The sequence below is a fragment of the Salipiger sp. genome (assembly GCF_059781815.1).
In genome coordinates, this window is record NZ_JBYNAH010000073.1 from 1 (window position 1) to 20,713 (window position 20,713).

The 20,713-nt window shown below is 68.4% G+C and carries 19 protein-coding genes; 6 read left to right on the forward strand and 13 right to left on the reverse strand.

The window, feature by feature from the left end; genetic code table 11:
- Window positions 1–550: TCP-1/cpn60 chaperonin family protein (locus AC6RA4_RS10535; RefSeq protein WP_500160081.1), on the reverse strand; the 550-nt coding region annotated here is incomplete at its 3' end.
- Window positions 551–619: 69 nt separating this feature from the next.
- Window positions 620–913 carry a co-chaperone GroES gene (locus AC6RA4_RS10540; RefSeq protein ID WP_222601894.1) on the reverse strand — a complete coding sequence of 98 codons (294 nt, stop codon included), beginning with the start codon at window positions 911–913 and terminating at the stop codon, window positions 620–622.
- Between the two features lie 340 nt (window positions 914–1,253).
- Here AC6RA4_RS10540 and AC6RA4_RS10545 point away from each other — a divergent pair, with 340 nt between their 5' ends.
- The gene (locus AC6RA4_RS10545) at window positions 1,254–2,234 is read left to right on the forward strand and encodes a DMT family transporter (RefSeq protein WP_500160083.1); all 981 of its coding nucleotides are present in this window, start codon (window positions 1,254–1,256) and stop codon (window positions 2,232–2,234) included.
- Between the two features lies 1 nt (window position 2,235).
- Here the strand turns inward: AC6RA4_RS10545 and AC6RA4_RS10550 are convergent, their stop codons facing one another.
- A complete protein-coding gene (locus tag AC6RA4_RS10550; RefSeq protein ID WP_500160085.1) occupies window positions 2,236–2,895 on the reverse strand; it encodes a DUF2161 domain-containing phosphodiesterase in 660 nt (219 codons plus the stop codon).
- 100 nt (window positions 2,896–2,995) lie between these two features.
- Between AC6RA4_RS10550 and AC6RA4_RS10555 the strand changes: the two genes are divergently transcribed.
- Window positions 2,996–3,991: a TraB/GumN family protein gene (locus AC6RA4_RS10555; RefSeq protein ID WP_500160087.1), complete on the forward strand. Its 996-nt coding sequence runs from the start codon at window positions 2,996–2,998 to the stop codon at window positions 3,989–3,991.
- 2 nt (window positions 3,992–3,993) lie between these two features.
- On the opposite strand, the gene AC6RA4_RS10560 is transcribed toward AC6RA4_RS10555, so the two are convergent.
- The 6 genes from AC6RA4_RS10560 to AC6RA4_RS10585 all read right to left on the reverse strand — a co-directional run bounded on the left by AC6RA4_RS10560 (window position 3,994) and on the right by AC6RA4_RS10585 (window position 10,875).
- Window positions 3,994–6,015, reverse strand: coding sequence for a M3 family metallopeptidase (locus tag AC6RA4_RS10560; protein ID WP_500160089.1), 2,022 nt, complete (start codon window positions 6,013–6,015; stop codon window positions 3,994–3,996).
- A gap of 356 nt (window positions 6,016–6,371) precedes the next feature.
- Window positions 6,372–7,418 carry a HesA/MoeB/ThiF family protein gene (locus tag AC6RA4_RS10565; protein ID WP_500160091.1) on the reverse strand — a complete coding sequence of 349 codons (1,047 nt, stop codon included), beginning with the start codon at window positions 7,416–7,418 and terminating at the stop codon, window positions 6,372–6,374.
- A complete protein-coding gene (gene dut / locus AC6RA4_RS10570) occupies window positions 7,418–7,855 on the reverse strand; it encodes a dUTP diphosphatase (RefSeq protein ID WP_500160110.1) in 438 nt (145 codons plus the stop codon). The genes AC6RA4_RS10565 and dut overlap by 1 nt, the downstream gene beginning before the upstream one ends.
- A 53-nt stretch (window positions 7,856–7,908) precedes the next feature.
- Entirely contained in the window at window positions 7,909–9,105 is a 1,197-nt protein-coding gene (gene coaBC / locus AC6RA4_RS10575; protein WP_500160093.1) for a bifunctional phosphopantothenoylcysteine decarboxylase/phosphopantothenate--cysteine ligase CoaBC, read from the reverse strand.
- Window positions 9,106–9,160: 55 nt separating this feature from the next.
- Entirely contained in the window at window positions 9,161–10,000 is an 840-nt protein-coding gene (locus AC6RA4_RS10580) for a ChaN family lipoprotein (protein WP_500160095.1), read from the reverse strand.
- A complete protein-coding gene (locus AC6RA4_RS10585) occupies window positions 9,997–10,875 on the reverse strand; it encodes an RNA polymerase factor sigma-32 (protein ID WP_500160096.1) in 879 nt (292 codons plus the stop codon). The genes AC6RA4_RS10580 and AC6RA4_RS10585 overlap by 4 nt, the downstream gene beginning before the upstream one ends.
- A gap of 241 nt (window positions 10,876–11,116) precedes the next feature.
- On the opposite strand from AC6RA4_RS10585, the gene AC6RA4_RS10590 reads away from it, so the two are divergent.
- Both AC6RA4_RS10590 and AC6RA4_RS10595 read left to right on the forward strand, forming a co-directional pair.
- The gene (locus AC6RA4_RS10590; RefSeq protein ID WP_500160098.1) at window positions 11,117–11,983 is read left to right on the forward strand and encodes a glutathione S-transferase; all 867 of its coding nucleotides are present in this window, start codon (window positions 11,117–11,119) and stop codon (window positions 11,981–11,983) included.
- A gap of 88 nt (window positions 11,984–12,071) precedes the next feature.
- Window positions 12,072–13,586 (forward strand): YifB family Mg chelatase-like AAA ATPase, encoded by a 1,515-nt coding sequence (locus tag AC6RA4_RS10595; protein ID WP_500160100.1) that lies wholly within the window; start codon window positions 12,072–12,074, stop codon window positions 13,584–13,586.
- Here AC6RA4_RS10595 and AC6RA4_RS10600 read toward each other — a convergent pair.
- From AC6RA4_RS10600 to rsmI, 4 genes are all read right to left on the reverse strand, one after another.
- Window positions 13,556–14,455 carry an alpha/beta hydrolase fold domain-containing protein gene (locus AC6RA4_RS10600; RefSeq protein WP_500160102.1) on the reverse strand — a complete coding sequence of 300 codons (900 nt, stop codon included), beginning with the start codon at window positions 14,453–14,455 and terminating at the stop codon, window positions 13,556–13,558. The genes AC6RA4_RS10595 and AC6RA4_RS10600 overlap by 31 nt on opposite strands.
- Window positions 14,452–15,387: a glutathione synthase gene (gshB, locus tag AC6RA4_RS10605; RefSeq protein WP_500160104.1), complete on the reverse strand. Its 936-nt coding sequence runs from the start codon at window positions 15,385–15,387 to the stop codon at window positions 14,452–14,454. Before gshB ends, AC6RA4_RS10600 begins: the two co-directional genes overlap by 4 nt.
- Window positions 15,388–15,449: 62 nt before the next feature.
- Entirely contained in the window at window positions 15,450–15,893 is a 444-nt protein-coding gene (locus tag AC6RA4_RS10610) for a YraN family protein (protein ID WP_500160106.1), read from the reverse strand.
- 20 nt (window positions 15,894–15,913) lie between these two features.
- Window positions 15,914–16,789, reverse strand: a complete 876-nt coding sequence (gene rsmI, locus AC6RA4_RS10615; protein WP_500160107.1) for a 16S rRNA (cytidine(1402)-2'-O)-methyltransferase — start codon at window positions 16,787–16,789, stop codon at window positions 15,914–15,916.
- Window positions 16,790–16,878: 89 nt separating this feature from the next.
- On the opposite strand from rsmI, the gene AC6RA4_RS10620 reads away from it, so the two are divergent.
- Together AC6RA4_RS10620 and AC6RA4_RS10625 are read left to right on the forward strand one after the other, a co-directional pair.
- Complete coding sequence (locus tag AC6RA4_RS10620) at window positions 16,879–18,069, forward strand: penicillin-binding protein activator (RefSeq protein WP_500160109.1); 1,191 nt, start codon at window positions 16,879–16,881, stop codon at window positions 18,067–18,069.
- Window positions 18,070–18,088: 19 nt separating this feature from the next.
- On the forward strand, window positions 18,089–20,713 hold a 2,625-nt coding region (locus AC6RA4_RS10625), incomplete at its 3' end, for a [protein-PII] uridylyltransferase (protein WP_500160111.1).

The window sequence follows — 20,713 nt, forward strand, 5'->3', positions numbered from 1 at the left end:
CGAGGCCCTTGTTCTCTTCGACGGTGATGACACCCTCGTTGCCGACCTTCTGCATCGCGTCAGCGATCTGGCGGCCGATTTCCTCTTCGCCGTTGGCGGAGATGGTGCCGACCTGGGCGACTTCGTTGGAGTCGTTCACCGGGCGGGCAGCCGCCTTGATGGCGTCGACGACCTTGGCGGTGGCCAGATCGATGCCGCGCTTGAGGTCCATCGGGTTCATGCCCGCTGCGACCGACTTCATGCCTTCCTTGACGATGGCCTGGGCCAGCACGGTGGCGGTGGTGGTGCCATCACCCGCTTCGTCGTTGGTGCGGGAAGCGACTTCCTTCACCATCTGGGCGCCCATGTTCTCGAACTTGTCTTCCAGTTCGATTTCCTTGGCGACCGAAACACCGTCCTTGGTGATGCGCGGAGCGCCGAAGGACTTGTCGAGCACAACGTTGCGGCCTTTCGGGCCGAGGGTCACCTTCACCGCGTCGGCGAGGATGTTCACACCCTTGAGCATGCGCGTGCGGGCGTCGGTATCGAACTTCACGTCCTTTGCAGACATCTGTCAGTTCTCCTGAATTCTGTTGGGGATAGGCGGGCGCACCCGCCGGTCAGTTCTGGGAAACGGGTCTCAGGCGGCTTCGGTGATGCCGAGAATGTCCGATTCCTTCATGATCAGCAGCTCTTCGCCGTCGATCGAAACCTCGGTGCCCGACCACTTGCCGAACAGGACGCGATCACCGGCCTTCACGGCCATGTCGATCAGCTCGCCGCTGTCCTTGCGTGCGCCTTCACCACATGCGACCACGACGCCCTCTGCGGGCTTTTCCTTGGCGCTGTCGGGGATGATCAGACCACCTTTGGTCTTCTCGTCGCTCTCAACGCGGCGGACCAGCACGCGGTCATGAAGCGGTTTGAATGCCATCTTCGAGTACTCCTGGCTCAAAGTTTGTCCCAGTAACAGCCCCTTGCGGGGCCGTTAGCACTCACCTCTTCTGAGTGCTAATGGCGCATAGCTAGGGACCGTCGCGAGTCGTGTCAACGGGAGGATCTCGAAAAATTCGCCCCTCCCGAGCGTCTCGCACCCCTCACCTAAGAACGATTTTCCGGATCGAAACCCGTTGCGCGCAAATATGCCGATCGCCCCTGCCCGGGGTTTCTGTGGCGGCGACAAGCGGCGTGAAAGCCATGGCGTCCGCGCGCAATTCGTGAAATGGTATACCAAGAATGCGCCCTTACGCGCCGTCCCAGCCCAAGAGCCAGACATGCCCCCTCATCCCGCCGCATCCGTCGTGGTGCCGCACGCGCCCGCCCGTCCCGCGCCCGACAACATGAAGGGCATCCTTCTGATCACGCTCGGTTTCGTCTTCTTCGGCGCGACCGATGCCATGGCCAAGCTGCTGACCACCGAACTGCCCGCCATGCAGGTAGTCTGGATGCGGCAGCTCGGGCTGTTCTCGGGCGTGATGGTGATGCTGGCGATGCGCGGCCTGCACGTGCTGCGCACCCGCCACCCGGTGGTGCAGATCTCGCGCGGGGTGCTGGCGACCTGCTCGGCGGCGCTCTTCATCCTCGCCATCCGCCACGTGCCTCTGGCCGACGCCACGGCGGTGACCTTCATCGCGCCCTTCATCGTCACCGCGATCGGCGCGCTGGTGCTGAAGGAGCCAGTGGGCATCCGCCGCTGGGCCGCCGTGGCGGTGGGCTTCATCGGCATGCTCATCGTGATCCGCCCCGGCATGGGCGTGTTCCACCCGGCGATCTTCATCACCGTCGCCGCCGCCACCGCCTTTGCCACGCGACAGGTGCTGTCGCGGCTGCTGGCGGGGGACGACACCATTGCCACCACCGTGGCCTATACCTCGATCACCTCGACCCTGCTGCTCACCGTGCCGATGCTGATCGTCTGGCAGACACCCGGCGCATGGTGGGTCTGGCTCGTCGCCGCCGGCATGGCGTTCTGCGCCGCCACCGGCGAGATCTTCATCATCCGTGCGCTTGACGTGGCGCAGGCGGTGGTGGTGGCGCCGATGCAATATTCGATGATCCTGTGGAGCACGCTCTACGGCTTCCTGCTGTTTTCGGACCTGCCCGACCTCTGGACCCTGATCGGCTGCGCCATCATCGTGGCCTCCGGGCTCTACACGCTGAACCGCGAGCGCGTCGCCGCCAAGCGTCAGCGCAACATTGCCCGGGCCGAGGCCGCCAACGCTGCCGAAGCCGCCGCGCGCACCGAGGAAATCTGAGCTACCAACTATAGGCCCAGTGGGTGAGCCCGGCGCGGCCCTCGGCGCTGATCGCGTAGACACCGGTCTCGATCTTGTCGAACCAGCCGTAATGGTTGTCGCGCATGATCCGCGTCGCCTCCTTCACGCCGGTCGCCGCCACCACGTCGCGCCCCCGGCAGGCGCCGTGCTCGGCCAGATGCGCCGCGCAGCGCAGCGCGTCCTGCCGGTAGCCCGTCACGATGCCGTGCCGGGTCGCGCCGCCGGCGTTCGGATCGCCCTCGATGCGCTGGAATTCCCGCAGGAGCCGGGCCTGCTTGCGCTTGTTCTTGCGCGGCGCGTAAGGCCCCGGATCGCACAGCACCTCGGCCCGGCCTTCTTTGACCACGATAAAGCCCAGCCCCAGCCGGCGGCAGAGCGCGAGGTTGTCCTTCAGCGCCCGCCTTGCCGTCCGCCCCGAGGGCTTCGGCACCGCGATATAGACCGCGTCGCTCAGCGTCAGCCGCGCCACCGCCTGATGGAACAGCGCCAGCGAGATCTTCAGCTTCAGCTCGACGATCACCGGCGGCTCGGCGCCCCGCATCGCCACCAGATCGGCGGCGCCGACCTCGCCCTTCACCTCGTAGCCCTGCCCCATGAGCAGCGCCTTGACCGGCGCGTAGAGTTCACTTTCCCGCTGCATGGCGCGGAGAGTGACCCCGCCGCTTGCCGCTGTCCATCCCCTGCCCTAGCCTGCGCCCGACCTGTTGCCGCCCCGTTGCCCGACCAGCGAGAAAGACCCGATGCGCCGCCTGATCCTTGCCGCCCTGCTGGGGCTCTCCCTCACCCCTGCCGGCGCGCACGCCGCCTGCGAGGGCACCGACCTGCGCCAGAGCCTGAGCCCCGGCGAACGCGCCGAGCTCGACGCCCTCATCGCCGACATGCCCTTCGCCACCGGCAATCACTGGCGCGCCGAGAAGGATGGCGAGGTCATCCACCTCGTCGGCACCATGCACCTCAGCGACCCGCGGCTCGACGGCCCGGTCGACCGTCTGCGCCCGGTCATTGCCGAGGCCGGCGCGCTGCTGCTCGAGATGCCACAGGCCGAGCAGGCGAAACTGATCGGCGCAATGTCCGACCGCCCGGAGCTGCTGCTGCTGACCGAGACGACCCTGCCCGAGCTGATGCCGGAAGACGACTGGCAGGCGCTGGCAGAGGCGGCCAAGGCGCGCGGCATCCCCGGCGTGATGGCCGCCAAGTTCCGGCCCTGGTATCTGTCGATGATGCTGGCCCTGCCGGCCTGTGCCCAGGCCGCGATGCAGGAGCAGAACGGGCTCGACGTTCGCCTCGAGGCGCTGGCCGATGAGGCCGGCGTGCCGACCCTGCCTCTGGAGCCTTTCGACACCGCCTTCGGCATCTTCAACGCCGCCCCGCTCGAGGAGCAGATCGAGATGATGTCGATGGCGCTCGCCACCGAGGATCAGGGCGAGGACGGCATGGCCACCACGGTGGCCGCCTATTTCGACGAACGCCCCGGCGAGATGTGGGCGCTCTCCGGCATCCTGATGCAGCGCAGCGGCGCCTATGCCCCCGGCGAGGCCGAAGCGCTGATCGAGGAGACCAACGAGGCGCTGCTGGCGAGCCGCAACCGCGCCTGGCTTCCGGTGATCCTCGAGGCCGCCGCGACGACAGACGGCCCGGTCATCGCCGCCTTCGGCGCCGCCCACCTGCCGGGGGCCGAGGGCGTGGCGCGGCTCTTGGAGGAGGACGGGTTCACGCTGACGCGCGAACCCTTCTGAGATCAGGCGGCGAGCCCGCGCCCCCTGAGCAGCGCCTCGACCCCGGGCATCCGGCCGCGGAAGGCGGTGTAGAGATCCTCCGCCTCCTGCGAGCCGCCCTTCGAGAGGATGAAACTCTCGAGCTTCTCCGCCGTCGCCGGGTCAAAGGCATCGGCTGCCTCCTCGAAGGCGGCGAAGGCGTCCGCATCCATCACCTCGGACCACATGTAGCTGTAGTAGCCGCTGGAATAGCCGTCCCCGGCGAAGACATGGGCGAAATGCGGCGTCGCGTGGCGCATGGTGATCGCCTGCGGCATGCCGATTCCGTGCAGGATCTCGGCCTGCCGCGCCATCGGATCGCCCGGCGCCGCGCCGGAGTGGAACTCGAGGTCGACCAGCGCCGAGGCCACGTATTCCACCGTCTGGAAGCCCATGTCGAAGGTTGCCGCCGCCAGCACCTTGTCGAGCAGCGCCTTGGGCATCGGCGCGCCGGTCTCGGCATGGGTGGCGAACTCCTCGAGCACCTGCGGCACCTCGAGCCAGTGCTCGTAGAGCTGGCTCGGAAGCTCGACGAAGTCGCGTGCCACCGAGGTGCCCGAGACCGAACCGAACTCGACATCCGAGAGCATCTGGTGCAGCGCGTGGCCGAACTCGTGGAACAGCGTGCGCGCGTCGTCATAAGAGAGCAGCGCCGGCTTGCCCTTCGGCGGCTTGGCAAAGTTGCACACATTGACCACGATCGGCGTCTCGACGCGGGGCCGCTTGGCCTGGCTGCGCATCGCCGAACACCAGGCCCCCGAGCGCTTGGACGCCCGCGCGAAATAGTCGCCGATGAACACCGCGAGGTGCTCGCCGTTCCGGGTCACGTCCCATGCCCGGCAATCGGGGTGGTAGAGCGCCACGTCGAGCGGCTTGAACTCCAGCCCGAAGAGCCGGGTGGCGCAGGTGAAGGCGGCCTCGATCATGCGCTCGAGCTGCAGGTAGGGCTTGAGCTCGGCCTCGTCGAGATCGTGCAGCGCCTTGCGGCGCTTCTCGGCGTAGTAGCGCCAGTCCCAGGGCTGCAGCGCGTCGTTGATGCCGTCCTCGCGCAGCCTCTCCTCCATCTCGGCGGCATCGCGCAGCGCCTGCGCCCGGGCCGGCTCCCAGACCTGCATCAGGAGCTCGCGCACCCGCTCCGGCGTGCCCGCCATCTCGGTCTCGAGCTTGTAGGAGGCAAAATCGGCATAGCCCAGCAGCTTGGCCCGCTCCTCGCGCAGCGCCAGCACCTCGGCGGCGATGCCGCGATTGTCGGTCTCCCCGCCATTGGCGCCGCGTGCCGCCCAGGCCTCAAAGGCCTTTTGCCGCAGATCCCGGCGCGGCGAGAATTGCAGGAACGGCACGATCAGCGAGCGCGACAGCGTCACCACCGGCCCGTCCTGCCCCAGCGCCTCACCGGCCGAACGCGCCGCATCCACCACGAAGCCCGGCAGCCCCTCGAGATCGGCCTCTTCGAGCGGCATGAACCACTCCGCCTCGTCCTTGAGCAGGTTCTGGGTGAACTCCGTCCCCAGCACCGCCAGCCGCGACTTGACCTCTTTCATGCGCTCCGCCGCATCGCCCTCGAGCGCCGCGCCGGCCCGAACAAAGCCGCGATGGGTGAGGTAGAGCACGCGGGCTTCCTCGTCCGAAAGGCCCAGCTCCTCGCGCCGCGCCCAAAGATCGGCCACCCGTCCGAAGAGCCGCGCGTTGGCATAGATCGCCGAGCTGTGCGCCGCGAGCTTCGGCGAAAAGTCGCGCTGCAGCGCCTGCCGCGCCTCGTTGCTGTCGGCGCCCGCAACCGAGAAGAACACCGAGAGCACCTTGTCCAGCGCCTCGCCAGCCCCTTCCATCGCCAGGATCGTGTTGTCGAAGCTGGCGGGCTCGGGGTTGTCGGCAATGGCCTCGATCTCGGCGAGATGCTCGGCCAGCGCCTGTTCGAAGGCCGGGGCGAAATCGTCATCAGAGATGCGGTCGAAGGGCGCGATCCGGAACGGCGTGTCCCAGTCGGCAAGCAGCGGGTTGGTCATGTACGAGACTCCTTTTGTCCTGAAGCTAAGCCCGCCCCGCGCCCGCGACAATGCCCGCAAGACACATTCACCACCCCCGCCAGACGTCCCCTCTTCTCTTCGTCGAACATACTCCCGCCGGAGGCATCCCCCCGCCACCCGCACGGCGCCCACCAAAAGGCACAACACCCACAAACCAGAGAGGACAAGGACCGCTAACTGCCCCCACCAAACGCCCCCATCTTCTCTTCGTCAAGAATACTCCCGCCGGAGGCATCCGACGCTCCAAGGCACGCGACGCCCACCGAAAGATGCAACACCAGCCAAACCCGCGAGGACAGCCCGCAAGGGCTGGAGGAGCGCGCGCCGCCCGAGGCTCAGCCGCAGACCGGACAGCCCTCGCGCCGTTTCAGCGCAATCTTCCGCGTCTCACCCCAGAGCGCATCATAGATCAGCATCTCGCCCAGCAGCGGCTGCCCCGCCCCGGCGATCAGCTTGACGGTCTCCACCGCCATCATCGCGCCAACGACACCCGGCAGCGGCCCCAGCACCCCGGCCTCGGCGCAGGACGGCGCCAGCCCCGGCGCCGGCGCCTCGGGAAACAAGCACTCATAACACGGCGTGCCCCTCTGCGGATCGAACACCGAGAGCTGCCCCTCCCACTGGCTCAGCGCGCCGGAGACCAGCGGCTTTCCTGCCGCCACCGCAAAGCGGTTGGCGAGGTAGCGGGTGTCGAAATTGTCGGTGCCGTCAAGGATCACGTCGTACTCGGCAAAGAGCAGCTCCGCGCTCTCCGCATCGAGCCGTCGGTGATAGGGCCGCACGTCGACGTAGGGGTTCTGCGCCTCCATTGCCGCCTGCGCCGAGAACACCTTGGGCATGCCGATGCGCGCATCCGTATGGATCACCTGCCGCTGCAGGTTGGCGTTCTCGACCACGTCATCGTCGATCACCCCGATGGTTCCGACCCCGGCGGCGGCGAGATATTGCAGCGCCGGTGCGCCAAGCCCCCCGGCGCCGATCACCAGCACCTTCGCCTCGCGCAGCGCCTTCTGTCCCGGCCCGCCGAGCTCGCGCAGCACGATGTGGCGGGCATAGCGCTCAAGCTCCGCCTCGCCGAACCGCCCGCGCCGCTCCGGCACCTCTGGCGCCCGCGCCGCCTCCTGCGCCACCGCCCGCCCCTTCACCCGGCGCAGCACCAGCCCATAGGCCAACGCCAGCGCCGCAAAGCCGCCGAGGATCGCCCAGAGCGCCGGGCTCTCGCCGGTGGCCATGCGCAGCGGGTGGCCGTCGGGCAACACCAGATGCAGCGCCAGAACCGCGACATAGAGCAGTCCCAGCATGTAGAGCCGCGCCTGCCGCGAGGCCCCCATCAGCCGCCCGATGCCCCAGAGCGCCGCAGCAAGCACGAGGACCAGCAGCATCAGGAGACGCCCGTCGAACCGAACCCGCCCGTCCCGCGCGCGGTCTCGGGCAACGTCTCGACCAGGTCGAACCCGGCCTGCACGACGGGCGCGGCCACCATCTGCGCGATGCGGTCGCCATGGGAAATGGTGAAGAGCGCGTCGCCTGCGTTCATCACGATGACCCCGAGCGGGCCGCGATAATCGCTGTCGATGGTGCCGGGGCTGTTGGGCAGGGTGATGCCGTGCTTCAGCGCCAGACCCGAGCGCGGCCGGATCTGCACCTCCCAGCCGTCGGGGATCGCCAGCCGCAGCCCGGTGGGCACAAGCGCCCGCGCACCCGGCGCCAGCACCACCTCCCCCCGGTCGGGCAGGTTGGCGCGAAGATCCGCGCCCGCCGCTCCCGAGGTCGCATAAGCCGGCAGCCCCAGCGCCCGATCCGCACCCTCGTCCCACATCACCGCAATCGTGACCACGTCGATTTCCTTCCTGTTCTGTCGAAAAGCCGCGCTCAGGCGCCCAGCGCCTCGGCGATCCGCGCCGCCAGCCGCTCTGCCACCGCGCGCTTGCCCATGCGCGGCCACGCCTCGGCGCCCGCATCCGAGATCAGCACCACCGCATTCTCGCTGCCGCCCATGATGCCGGTCGCCGGGCTGACGTCGTTGGCGACGATCCAGTCGCAGCCCTTGCGCAGTCGCTTGGCGGTGGCATGGGCCACCACGTCGTCGGTCTCGGCGGCAAAGCCCACCACGAGACCGGGGCGGTCGTCGCCCAGCGCCGAGACCTCGGCGAGGATGTCGGGGTTCTCGGAGAACTCCAGCACCGGCAGCTTGCCCGCCTGCTTCTTGATCTTGGAGCCCGAGGCCTGCGCCACGCGCCAATCCGCTACCGCGGCGGCAAACACGCCGGCCGCGACCGGCAGCGCCCCCAGCACCGCGGCGCGCATCTCGAGCGCGCTTTCCACCTCGATGACCTCGACGCCCGTGGGCCGGGCTTTCTCGGCCGGCCCAGTCACGAAGACCACCTCGGCGCCGAGATCGCGCAGCGCCTCGGCGATTGCCGTGCCCTGCGCGCCGGAGGAGCGGTTGGCGATGTAGCGCACCGGGTCGATAGGCTCGTGGGTGGGCCCAGAGGTGACCAGCACCCGGCGGCCCTTGAGCGGCCCGTCGGCCAGCGCGCGCTCGACCTCGGCCACGATCTGCGGCACCTCGGCCAGCCGCCCCGGCCCGTATTCGCCGCAGGCCATGTCGCCCTCGTCGGGGCCCACGACGCTGACGCCGTCGCCCTTCAGGGTCTCAAGATTGCGCTGCGTGGCGGGGTGCTGCCACATCCGCACGTTCATCGCGGGGGCGATCATCACCGGCGTGTCGGTGGCCAGCAGCAGCGTCGAGGCGAGATCGCCCGCCAGCCCCTGCGCCATCTTGGCCATCAGGTCTGCGGTGGCCGGCGCGACCAGCACCAGATCGGCCACCCGCGACAGCTGGATATGGCCCATCTCGGCCTCGTCGGTCAGATCGAAGAGATCGCCATAGACCTTCTCGCCCGCCAGCGCGCTCACCGAGAGCGGCGTGACGAACTCCCGCGCCGAGGGCGTCAGCACCGGGGTCACCGCAGCGCCGCGCTCGCGCAGGCGGCGGATCAGCTCGAGCGCCTTGTAGGCCGCGATGCCGCCGCTGATGATGAGAAGAATTCGCTTGCCCGACAGCATCCCGCGCCACTCCCTTGCCCGTCACCTCTCCTGTTAAGGCGCGGGCGGGGAAAACTCAATTGGCCGGAGCCTTGCCGTCTTCGAAGGCAGCGCAGGGATCGTCGCGCTCGACCGCCTCGGTCTCTTCCAGCAGATCGAAGCGACCGTCCGGCGCGCCGCGCCCGGCCTCGCCCTGCCCCAGCGCCGCCACCGGCACCTCGGGGGCGGCCATGGCGATCAGCGCGGGTGCGCCCCAGTCGGTGCGGGCATGGCCGTTTCCCGTGATGACAACCACCGGCGCGCCATGCATCGACAGCGCCTCGAGCGCGGTCTCGGCAAGGCGTGCGTCGCGCAGGCGCTGGATCCCGACCATCATCGGCAGCATCTCGGCAGGCAGCGCATCGCAGTGGGCGGCCATCTGCATCGCCTCGCGCACCGCCTGCTGTTCCGGCGGCAGCGGCTCATCGAGGCCGTAAAACCCGGCGCTCGGGCCGAAGACCTTGTCGAGAGGCTCGTTCCCGGCGCGACGCGCCTCTTCGCGCGGCATCGCCGCGCCAAAAATCGCGGCCTCGCCGGCCGCCTCGAAAATCGGGTAATACATCGAGAAATCGGGCCAGCCCGAGTTTTCCCAGTCGAGCGCCTCGGCCAGCGCGGCCTCGTTTTCCAGATGTTCAGGTTGGATCAGCGCCGCCTGCTCGTTGGTCAGCATCTCGAAGACCAGCGCCACCGGCTTGATCTCGCGCACCAGCTCAGCCTGACGGAGGTGATGGGCGGGGTTGTCATGAACCTCGCCCAGAAACACCACCTGCGCCTCTTCCAGCTTGCGCGCATCCTCGCCCGCCTCCTGCGCCAGTGCCGCGGAAGCAGCCAGTGTCAGGGAGAGCAGCGGGGCGCAAAGCTGGACAGGTCGCATCATGCGAGGAACTGTGCCACCTCTCGCGACTGTGCTTCAAGCGACTTCCGCATTTTCACGAAGGCGGCGGCTTCAAGTTGCCGAACCCGCTCCTTCGAGAGGCCAAGCTCCTGCCCGAGGCTCTCGAGCGTGCGGGTCTCGTCGCGCAGCTTGCGCTCGCGCACGATGAAACGCTCGCGCTCGTTCAGCGAGGTCAGTGCCACCACAAGCCACTCACGCAGCTGGGCGTTGTCGAGCTTGCCCTCGACCAGCGACGAGCTCTGCTCGCCGTCATCCTCGAGCGTGTCGATCCACTCGCGCCCGTCCTCGTCGGTGGACTGGGTCGCGTTGAGCGAGAAATCCGACCCCGAAAGACGCCCGTCCATCATCTCCACATCGTGAAGCGGCACGCCCACTTCCTTGGCGATGGCCGCATGCAGCGCGTGGCGCTCGAGCGTGCGGCCCTCGGCGGCGGCTTCGCGCTCGAGACGGGCCTGTACCCGGCGCATGTTGAAGAACAGCGATTTCTGCGAGGAGGTCGAGCCGGTGCGCACCATGGACCAGTTGCGCATCACGTAGTCCTGGATGCTGGCCTTGATCCACCACACCGCGTAGGTCGAGAAGCGCACGCCGCGGTCCGGGTCGAACTTGTCGGCGGCCTTCATCAGGCCAAGACCGGCCTCCTGGATCAGGTCGCCCATCGGCGCGCCGTAGCGCTTGAACTTGGCCGCCATCGAGATCGCCAGCCGCATATAGGCGGTGATCAGGCGGTGCAGCGCCGCCTCGTCGCGATGGTCGCGCCAGGCATAGGCCAGCTGCAACTCGGTCTCGGCATCCAGAAGCTCGGCCTTCATGGCCTTGCGGGAGAGGGTCTGATCGTTGAAGGCCTCAGGTGTCATTCGCGTTCCCCATCGGTTTCTTGGACGGGAGACCCCGCCTTCTCGCACACTCTTGTTTCTGAGCAACGCAACGGGGCCGCGAATAGTTTCGCGCTGAGGCACATTTTTCTCGCGGCAGAGCAAAAACCCGCCTACCGGGCCCATTCCCGGCGCTGATGCCGATGCGCACAAATCGGAATTTCCGCGCGCCGCTGATCGGCTGTATCGGTGGATCTAGAGCATTTTCAGCACGAGGCGAGAGATGACCAACCGCTTGTTTCTTGGGGATTACACCTATTCCAGCTGGTCGCTGCGCGGCTGGCTGCTGCTCGAGCGCTTCGGCCTGCCCTTTTCGGTGACCCGGATCAGTTTCCTTGACGGTCCGGTCGCCGATCAACTTTCCGAGATCGCTCCGGCGCGCACCGTGCCCTGCCTGCTCACCGAAGACGGCGCGCTGGTCTGGGACAGCCTCGCCATCGCCGAGGAACTCGCCACGCGCTACCCAAACGCCGGGATCTGGCCTGCCGACCCGCAGGCCCGCGCGAGCGCGCGCAGCATGAGCGCCGAGATGCACTCGAGCTACGGCGCGCTGCGCGAGCAATGCCCGATGAATCTCTCGACCGCCTATGCCGGGTTCGAACCGTCCCCCGAGACCCGCGCCGATCTGACCCGGATCGAGGCGCTCTGGTCCCTCGCCCGCGACCGCTTTGCCGGCGACAGCCCCTGGCTCTTCGGCGCCTACAGCGCGGCCGATGCCTTCTTTGCCCCGGTGGCCGCACGCATCGCGGGCTACGGGCTCGAGCTTGGCGCGGTCGCCCGCGCCTATGTCGCGGCCCATCTTGCCGATCCCGCCTTCCGGCGCTGGCGCGCCATGGGGCTCGCCCGCAACGAGCACCTGCCGTGGTACGACCGCGATCACGAAGCCGCCCCATGGCCCGGCCCGGCGCCGCTTGAGGCACACGCGGTCGAAAGCGGCCCGTCCGAGAACGCGCGCTGCCCCTACTCGGGCGATCCGGTGACGCATTTCCTCGCGCTCGACGGCCGTGTCTTCGGCTTCTGCAACGCCTTCTGCCGCGACAAGACCCTGCGCGACCCGACCGCCTGGCCCGCCTTCGCCAAGCTGCTCTGAGCGCGCGCGTTTAACGCGGATGCTGTCGCCTTAACCTTTTCCTAACCATCCGCGCCTCAGGCTCGGGCGACAGGGAAAGGGGGCGCGCGTGGTCGCACATGCCTATACCGTGGCCTTCGAAGGCGTCGAGGCCCGCCCGGTCGAGGTGCAATGCGCCGTGACCGCGGGCGTGCCCGCCTTCGCCATCGTCGGCCTGCCGGACAAGGCGGTCTCGGAGGCGCGCGAGCGGGTGCGCGCGGCGCTCACCGCGATGGCCATCGCGCTGCCCTCCAAGCGCATCACCGTCAATCTCTCGCCCGCCGACCTGCCCAAGGAAGGCTCGCATTTCGACCTGCCCATCGCGCTCGGCCTGCTCGCCGCGCTCGAGATCCTGCCCAGGGACGAGATCGCGCGGACCATGGCCCTTGGCGAGCTGGCGCTCGACGGCACGCTGGTGGCGGTGCCCGGCGCCCTGCCCGCCGCGATGACCGCCGCCGAGGAGGAGCGCACCCTGCTCTGCCCCCTCGCCTCCGGCCCCGAGGCGGCGTGGGTCGGTGCCTGCCGCGTGCTCGGCGCGCGCAGCCTGACCGAGGTGGTGCGCCATTACAGCGGCGCCGCGCCGATCGCCCCCGCCGAGCCCGGAGAGCTGCCCGCCACTTCGCGCCACCGCGACCTGCGCGACGTCAAGGGTCAGGAGCGCGCCAAGCGCGCGCTCGAGATCGCCGCCGCCGGGCGGCACCACCTGATCCTCGTCGGCACGCCCGGCTCGGGCAAATCGATGCTGGCCGCGCGCATGCCCGGCCTCCTGCCGCCCCTCACGGCCCCCGAGGCGCTCGAGACCTCGATGATCCACTCGCTCGCGGGCCTGCTCGACGAGGGCGGCATCTCCCGCGCACGACCCTACCGCGCGCCGCATCACACCGCCTCGATGGCGGCGATCATCGGCGGCGGGCGGCGGGCCAGCCCCGGCGAGGTCAGCCTCGCCCATAACGGCGTGCTGTTCATGGACGAGTTTCCCGAGTTCCCCCGCACCGTGCTCGAGACCCTGCGCCAGCCGATCGAAAGCGGCGAGGTCATGGTCTCGCGCGCCAACGCCCATGTCAGCTATCCCTGCCGCTTCCTGCTGATCGCTGCCGCCAATCCCTGCCGTTGCGGCCACCTGACCGACCCGGCCCGCGCCTGCTCGCGCGCGCCGGTCTGCGGCGAGGACTATCTCGGGCGCATCTCGGGGCCGCTGATGGACCGCTTCGACCTGCGCATCGAGGTGCCCCCCGTCGCCTTTACCGATCTCGACCTACCCGCCTCCGGCGACGACTCGTCCACCGTCGCAGCCCGCGTCGCCGCCGCACGTCTCAGGCAGGCCGAGCGCTTCTCCGACCATCCCGGGCTGCGCACCAATGCCGATGCGGAAGGGCAGCTTCTCGAGGAGATCGCCGCACCGGATGCCGAGAGCCGCGCGTTGCTGCTGCGCGCCGCCGACCGGTTTGGCCTGTCGGCGCGCGGCTATCACCGCATCCTGCGGGTGGCCCGCACCATCGCCGATCTCGCGGGGGACGACGCCCTGCGCCGCCCGCATGTGGCCGAGGCGCTGAGCTACCGGCTGGTCGCCGCGAGGCAGGACTGAGCGAAGCGCGCCGCGAGGCGCAGCGTCGCCCGGGCCTCGGGGATCCAGCCATCGAAGACCGGCCAGGCATGCGGCGCGTCGGGATGTTCGTGCACCGTCACCTCGCCGCCCTGATCGCGCAGGCGCGCCGCCATGTTGCGGGCATCGTCGGCGAGGATCTCGGTCCCGGAATGGCAGATCAGCACCGGCGGGCAGCCGGGAAAGCTGCCGTAGAGTGGCGAGACGCGCGGATCTGTCGGGTCGCTGCCGCCAAGCACGATTGCGCCGAGTTCCTTGATACGGGCGACCGGCAGGAAGGGATCGGCGTCGGCGTTTGTACGCAGGCTCTCGCCGGTCATCGCGAGATCTGTCCAGGGCGAAAACGCGATGGCCCCGGCAGGCGGCGTGCCCTCGGCGCAGCACTGCGCCAGCAGCGCCAGCGCCAGCCCGCCGCCGGCGGAATCCCCCGCCAGCAGGATGCGCTCCGGCGCGTAGCCCAGCGCAAGGCAGCGCCGCCACGCGGCATGGGCAGCCTCGAATGCGGCAGGGACCGGCGCGTTTTGCGCCAGCGGGTAGTCCGGTGCGCAAGCCTCGATCCGCGCCAGCTTCGAGAGCCGCGCGATCAGGCCCTGATGGGTCACGGGGCTGCCCGAGATGTAGCCGCCACCGTGGAAATAAAGGATCACCTTGCCCGGCGCGCAGGGCCCGGCGCTGATCCAGTGCAGCCCGCCCGGCCGCGCGATCCGGCGGAGGTAGGGCGGCTGGCGCAGCGCCAGCGCCCCGATGCGGCGAAAGTCGCGCTCCGCCGCGCCCGGACCTACCGTCCGCGCCAGCCGCGGCTTGACCGCGAGGCGCAGAACCAGGTTGAGCGCGGCGAGCCGCCGGCTCATCCGCGCTTGGCTTCGATCGCCTGCCAGATCTTCTCGGCCACGTTGACGCCGTCGAACCGCTCGAGTTCCTGGATGCCGGTGGGCGAGGTGACGTTGATCTCGGTCAGCCAGTCTCCGATCACGTCGATGCCGACGAAAACCTGCCCCTTCTCGCGCAGGATCGGGCCGATCTTGGCGCAGATCTCACGGTCGCGCTCGGTCAGCTCGACCTTCTCCGGGCGCCCGCCCACATGCATGTTCGAGCGGACCTCGTTGGCCGCCGGCACGCGGTTGATCGCACCCACCGGTTCGCCGTCGACGAGGATCACCCGCTTGTCGCCCTTGGTCACCGCCGGCAGGTATTTCTGCACGATCAGCGGCTCCCGCGAGAAGCCGGTGAAGAGCTCGTAGAGCGAACTGAGGTTGCGGTCGTTCTCGTCGAGCCGGAACACGCCTGCACCGCCATTGCCGTAGAGCGGCTTGAGGATGATGTCGCCATGCTTGGCCTTGAACGCGCGGATGGTCTCGAGATCGCGGGCGATGGTGGTGGGCGGCGTCAGCTCGGGGAAGTTCAGCACCAGCAGCTTTTCCGGCGAGTTGCGCACCCAGAACGGATCGTTGACCACCAGCGTTCCGGGCATCAGCCGCTCGAGCAGGTGGGTCGTGGTGATGTAGTGCATGTCGAAGGGCGGATCCTGCCGCAGCCAGACCACGTCGACCTCGGCCAGATCGATTAGTTCGAGCGGGCCGAGCTCGGCATGATCGCCCTGCACCCGTTTGACCTTGAGCGAGCGCGCCCGCGCCATGATGCGCCCTTCCTGGAAGGAGAGGTGGTCCGGCAGGTAGTAATACAGTTCGTGCCCGCGTGCCTGAGCCTCCTCGGCCAGTCGAAACGTGCTGTCGGCATTGATGTCGATCGGACCGATCGGGTCCATCTGAAAGGCGATCTTCATGGGCTCTCCCGCTCTGGCTTTCGCCATACATGGCCCACAGACCCGGGACTGGCAATGCCCCCTCAGGGGCCAAGCGCGTTCTCCACCACGCGGATCATGCCATGCTCGTTCATCAAGGCCACGTCGAAGCGCATCTCGGTGAGCGACCCTCGCGGCTGGGTGCCGGCGAATTCCTCGCCCGCGCGCAGCAGGCGGGCGATCTGCCGGGATGACAGGCGCTGCAAAGCGCGATCGAAGCTGCGGCTTTTCTTCACCTCGACGAAGATCAGGCCAGCGCCATCGTGCAGGATCAGATCGATCTCGCCGCAGCGCCCGCGCCAGCGCTGACGCGCCACGCGGTAGCCCCGGCGCTCATAATCCTGCGCCACCCGGGCTTCGGCGGACAGCCCGGCGCGATGGCCGAGCGCTCCACGTTCGACGCGGGCTCGGCGCCCGTCCTCATGGGCTTGCGAGAGAGTCGCAGGATTGCGGAAATCGAAACTGAGTTGCTGGCCCATCATCGACATGGGATCCCCTCCTCCGGGGATCACTCCCCGTCTTCGGCCCGCTCCTTCACCAATGCCATGGCACGCTGATAGACCGGGCGCCGTTTCACGCCATACATGCCCGAGACCGCATCGGCGGCGTCGCGCACCGACATCGTCAGCAGCGCCTCGGTCAGGGAGCGGTCTAGGTCAGAATCGCTAATATCTTCTGAATCGCCTTTGCCAATCAGCACCACGATCTCGCCCTTGGGCGTTACCTCCGCGTAGTGCTCGGCAAGCTCGGAGAGGCTGCCCTCGCGGCATTCCTCGAAGCGCTTGGTGAGCTCGCGGCAGACCGCGGCCGGGCGGTCCGGCCCGAGCGCCGCCGCCGCATCCGCCAGCATCGCGCCCACGCGCTTGGGCGACTCGTAGAAGGCCAGCGTCGCCGGCACCGTGCGCAGTTCCTCAAGCGCCTTGCGGCGGGCGCTCGAGGTGTTGGGCAGGAAGCCTCCGAACAGGAAGCGGTCGGTGGGCAGACCCGCGATGGTCAGCGCCGCAATCACCGCCGAAGCACCGGGCGCCGTGGTCACCGGCAACCCGGCCTCGCGCGCCGCGCGCACCAGATCGAAGCCCGGATCCGAGATCATCGGCGTGCCGGCCTCGGAGGCGTAGGCCACCGAACGACCTTCGGCCAGAGCCTCGAGCAGCCGCGGGCGCACCTTGGCACCGTTGTGATCGTGATAGGCCAGCACCGCGCGATCTCCCAGCGGCACGCCATGGATCTCGAGCAGGCGGCGCAGGCTGCGGGTGTCCTCGGCGGCCAGCACATCGGCGTCGCGCAGGATGTCGAGCGCCCTGAGCGTGATGTCGCGCGCATTCCCGATCGGAACCGCCACCATGTAGAGTCCCGGCGCCAATCCGCCCCTTTCCGGATTCATCTCTGGACCCATCTCCTTGCTGGACTATGATCCCTTGTAAACCTGCGCGGGACTTTAACCCGTGCCCTTCACCGAGGGAGTTCTCCACCATGTTCGCCGTTTTGTCCCGCGCCCGCAAGGCGCTCTGCACCGCTGCCGTGTTGGCAGCCGCAGGCCTCGTCACCGCCTGCGACGTGTCCACGATGACCGATCGCGGGGGATCAAACAGCGGCGGCCCGCGAATCAACCCTAACGAGACCGTGCGCGTGGCGCTGCTGGTGCCGCAGAGCGATGCCAGCGCCGGTCCGATTGCCCGCGACCTCGAGAATGCCGCGCGGCTGGCGATCGCCGATCTCGACGGCGTGACCATCGATCTCGCGGTCTACGACACCGCCGGCTCGGGGGCGACGGCGGCAGCGCAGGCCCAGCGCGCGGTCGACGAAGGCGCCAAGATCATCCTCGGGCCGCTGCGCGGAGAGGTTGCGGTCGAGGCCAGCAAGGTGGTCGCCGACGAGGGCGTCAACGTGCTGTCCTTCTCGAACAACCCGTCGATCGCCGGGGGCAACCTCTTCGTGCTCGGACCGACCTTCGTCAACACGGCCGACCGGCTCATGGGCTACGGCCGCAGCAACGGCCTCAAGAGCGTGGCAATCCTGCATTCCGAGGACGTGCCCGGCCAGTTCGGCCGCAACGCCATCCAGCAGGCCGCAGCACAGAACGGCGTGCGCGTGGCCACCGTGCAACCCTACCCGCTCAGCGTCGAGGGCGTGACCGGCACCGCGCGGTCGATGGGCGACATCGCCCGCAATTCGGGCGCGGATTCGGTCTTCATCACCACCGACGCCACCAACGCCGCTATGCCGCTGCTGCTGCAGGTGATGCCCGAGAACGGGCTGAGCCCCGACGAGTTCCAGTATCTCGGTCTGACCCGCTGGGACGTGAAGCCCGAGCTCTTCGCCTACCCCGGCGCCAACGGCGCGTGGTTTGCGCTGCCCAACCAGTCGATGCAGCGCAACTTCACCGCCCGCTACAGCGCCGCCTATGGCGAGAACCCGCATCCGCTGGCCGGTCTTGCCTTCGACGGCATCGCCGCCATCGGCGCACTGGTGAAACAAGGTCGCGGTGACGCCCTTACCGGACGCGCGCTGACGCAATCGGCTGGTTTCCAGGGCACGGGCGGTGTATTCCGCCTGAAAAGCGATGGCACCAACGAGCGTGGTCTGGCCGTCGCAACCGTGCGTAACAACCAGATGGTGATCCTTGACCCTGCCCCCTCCAGCTTCTCCGGCGCAGGTTTCTGAAGACCTCATGCAAGGCCCGATGCCGGACGACCTGATCGCGCCGGCATCGGAAATCTTCGACCTTCCCGCCCTCCGCGCCGAGCTTTTCACCAAGGTCGCAGAGGCCGAGACCGAAGCGCAGGTGCGCGCCATCGCGGTGAAGCTCCTGTCCGCCCAGCGTGACCGCGGCCGCCAGGTCATCGCGGCCGCCTTCGCCGAGAAACCCCGCGCCGCCTTCCCGACCACCGAGGCCTATGCCTGGCTGACCGACGGCATCGTCCGGCTGGTCTTCGAACTGGCGACGGTGCGCCTGCATCCGCTCAACGCGCCGACCGAGGGCGAACGCCTGACGGTGATGGCGGTCGGCGGCTACGGTCGCGGCGAGATGGCACCGGATTCGGATGTCGACCTGCTGTTCCTGACCCCGTGGAAGATCACCCCCTGGGCCGAGAGCGTCATCGAGTCGATGCTCTACATCCTCTGGGACCTGAAGCTGAAGGTCGGCCACGCCTCGCGCACGGTGAAGGACTGCATCCGCCTCGGCGGCGAGGATTTCACCATCCGCACGGCGATGCTCGAGACCCGCTTCATCATCGGCCACGAGCCGTTGGCGCGCGAGCTCGAGTCCCGGCTCTGGTCCGACCTGTTCAAGGGCTCGGAGCGCGCCTTCGTGGCCGCCAAGCTCGAGGAACGTGGCAATCGGCACCGCAAGCAGGGCCTGCGCTACGTGGTCGAGCCCAACGTCAAGGAGGGCAAGGGCGGGCTGCGCGATCTGCAGTCGCTCTACTGGATCACCAAGTACATCCACCACACCGACGACGCCGAGGAACTGGTGCGGATCGGCGTGTTCCGGCGCGAGGAATACGATCTCTTCATGCGCGCCGAGGAGTTCCAGTGGGCGGTCCGTTGCCATATGCACCTTGCCGCTGGCCGTGCCGTCGAACAGCTCACCTTCGACATGCAGGTCGAGGTGGCCGAGCGCATGGGCTATGTCGATCGCGGCGGGCGCCGCGCCGTCGAGTGGTTCATGCAGGATTATTTCCGCCATGCCACCGCGGTGGGCGACCTGACCCGGATCTTCCTGACCTCGCTCGAGGCCGAGCACCAGAAGGACGCCCCGCTGCTGCTGCGCATGTTCAAGCGCGGCCCGCAGGTCAAGGACGGGTACGAGGTGGTCAACAACCGCCTTGCCATCGCCGATGACGAGGCCTTCCTGGCCGACAAGCTGAACCTGCTGCGCTACTTCGAGGAAGGGCTGCGCACCGGCCTGCTGCTGCATCCGCACGGCATGCGCCTGATCAAGGCCAACCTGCACCTGATCGACGACGAGCTGCGCTGCGACAAGGAGGCCCGGCGCCTGTTCCTCGACCTGCTGCTCAAGCACGGCAATCCCGAGCGCTCGCTGCGGCGGATGAACGAGCTTGGCGTGCTCGGGGTCTTCATTCCCGAGTTCGAACCGATCGTCGCGATGATGCAGTTCAACATGTATCACGCCTACACGGTCGACGAGCACACCATCCAGTGCATCGCCAACCTGAGCGATATCGAGCATGGCAACCTCGTCGAAGAACTGCCCGTCGCCTCGACGATCCTCAAGGAGGGCGTCAACCGCAAGGTGCTCTACGTGGCGCTGCTGCTGCATGACATCGGCAAGGGGCGCGACGAGGATCACTCGGTGGTCGGCGCCCGTATCGCCCGCAAGGTGGCGCCGCGGCTGGGCCTCAGCAAGGCGGAATGCGCCACGGTCGAGTGGCTGGTGCGCTACCACCTGCTGATGTCGGACATGGCGCAGAAGCGCGACATCGCCGATCCGCGCACGGTGCGCGACTTCGCCAAGGCCGTGCAGACCAAGGAGCGGCTCGACCTGTTGACCGTGCTGACGGTCTGCGACATCCGCGGCGTCGGCCCCGGCGTCTGGAACAACTGGAAGGCGGCGCTGCTGCGTGCGCTCTACCGCCAGACCCGCCGCGCGCTCGAGGATGGCATGGAGGCGCTCAACCGCGAGAACCGCGGCGCCGAGGCCAAGAAGGCCCTGCGCGAGGAACTGGTGGATTGGGATGCCAAGGACCTGCGCACCGAGACCGCGCGGCATTACGATCCCTACTGGCAGGGGCTGCATGTCACTGCCCACGCGGTGTTTGCCCGGCTGCTGCGCGATATCGGCGATACCGAGATCCGCATCGACATCCACCCTGACGAGGATCGCGACGCGACGCGGGTCTGCTTTGCGCTGGCCGATCATCCGGGCATCTTCGCCCGGCTGGCGGGGGCGCTGTCGCTTGTCGGTGCGAACGTGGTCGATGCGCGCACCTTCACCTCGAAGGACGGCTACGCCACCGCGGCGTTCTGGATCCAGGATGCCGAGGGCGCGCCCTACGAGGAAAACCGCATCCCGCGCCTGCGCGACATGATCCGCAAGACGCTGATGGGCGAGGTCAAACCGCGCGAGGCGATCCTGTCGCGGGGCAAGCTCAAGAAACGCGAGAAGGCCTTCAACGTGCCGACCTCCATCGCCTTCGACAACGAGGGCTCGGAGATCTACACCATCATCGAGGTCGACACCCGCGACCGGCCCGGCCTGCTCTACGATCTGGCGCGCACCCTGTCGGAGAGCAATGTCTATATCTCCTCGGCGGTCATCGCGACCTATGGCGAGCAGGTGGTC

Bases quoted from the DNA above. Each gene is read 5' to 3' on its own strand.
- AC6RA4_RS10540 (WP_222601894.1), bottom strand. From the start codon at position 913: ATGGCATTCAAACCGCTTCATGACCGCGTGCTGGTCCGCCGCGTTGAG.
- AC6RA4_RS10545 (WP_500160083.1), top strand. From the start codon at position 1,254: ATGCCCCCTCATCCCGCCGCATCCGTCGTGGTGCCGCACGCGCCCGCC.
- AC6RA4_RS10550 (WP_500160085.1), bottom strand. From the start codon at position 2,895: ATGCAGCGGGAAAGTGAACTCTACGCGCCGGTCAAGGCGCTGCTCATG.
- AC6RA4_RS10555 (WP_500160087.1), top strand. From the start codon at position 2,996: ATGCGCCGCCTGATCCTTGCCGCCCTGCTGGGGCTCTCCCTCACCCCT.
- AC6RA4_RS10560 (WP_500160089.1), bottom strand. From the start codon at position 6,015: ATGACCAACCCGCTGCTTGCCGACTGGGACACGCCGTTCCGGATCGCG.
- AC6RA4_RS10565 (WP_500160091.1), bottom strand. From the start codon at position 7,418: ATGCTGCTGGTCCTCGTGCTTGCTGCGGCGCTCTGGGGCATCGGGCGG.
- dut (WP_500160110.1), bottom strand. From the start codon at position 7,855: ATGTGGGACGAGGGTGCGGATCGGGCGCTGGGGCTGCCGGCTTATGCG.
- coaBC (WP_500160093.1), bottom strand. From the start codon at position 9,105: ATGCTGTCGGGCAAGCGAATTCTTCTCATCATCAGCGGCGGCATCGCG.
- AC6RA4_RS10580 (WP_500160095.1), bottom strand. From the start codon at position 10,000: ATGATGCGACCTGTCCAGCTTTGCGCCCCGCTGCTCTCCCTGACACTG.
- AC6RA4_RS10585 (WP_500160096.1), bottom strand. From the start codon at position 10,875: ATGACACCTGAGGCCTTCAACGATCAGACCCTCTCCCGCAAGGCCATG.
- AC6RA4_RS10590 (WP_500160098.1), top strand. From the start codon at position 11,117: ATGACCAACCGCTTGTTTCTTGGGGATTACACCTATTCCAGCTGGTCG.
- AC6RA4_RS10600 (WP_500160102.1), bottom strand. From the start codon at position 14,455: ATGAGCCGGCGGCTCGCCGCGCTCAACCTGGTTCTGCGCCTCGCGGTC.
- gshB (WP_500160104.1), bottom strand. From the start codon at position 15,387: ATGAAGATCGCCTTTCAGATGGACCCGATCGGTCCGATCGACATCAAT.
- AC6RA4_RS10610 (WP_500160106.1), bottom strand. From the start codon at position 15,893: ATGTCGATGATGGGCCAGCAACTCAGTTTCGATTTCCGCAATCCTGCG.
- rsmI (WP_500160107.1), bottom strand. From the start codon at position 16,789: ATGAATCCGGAAAGGGGCGGATTGGCGCCGGGACTCTACATGGTGGCG.
- AC6RA4_RS10620 (WP_500160109.1), top strand. From the start codon at position 16,879: ATGTTCGCCGTTTTGTCCCGCGCCCGCAAGGCGCTCTGCACCGCTGCC.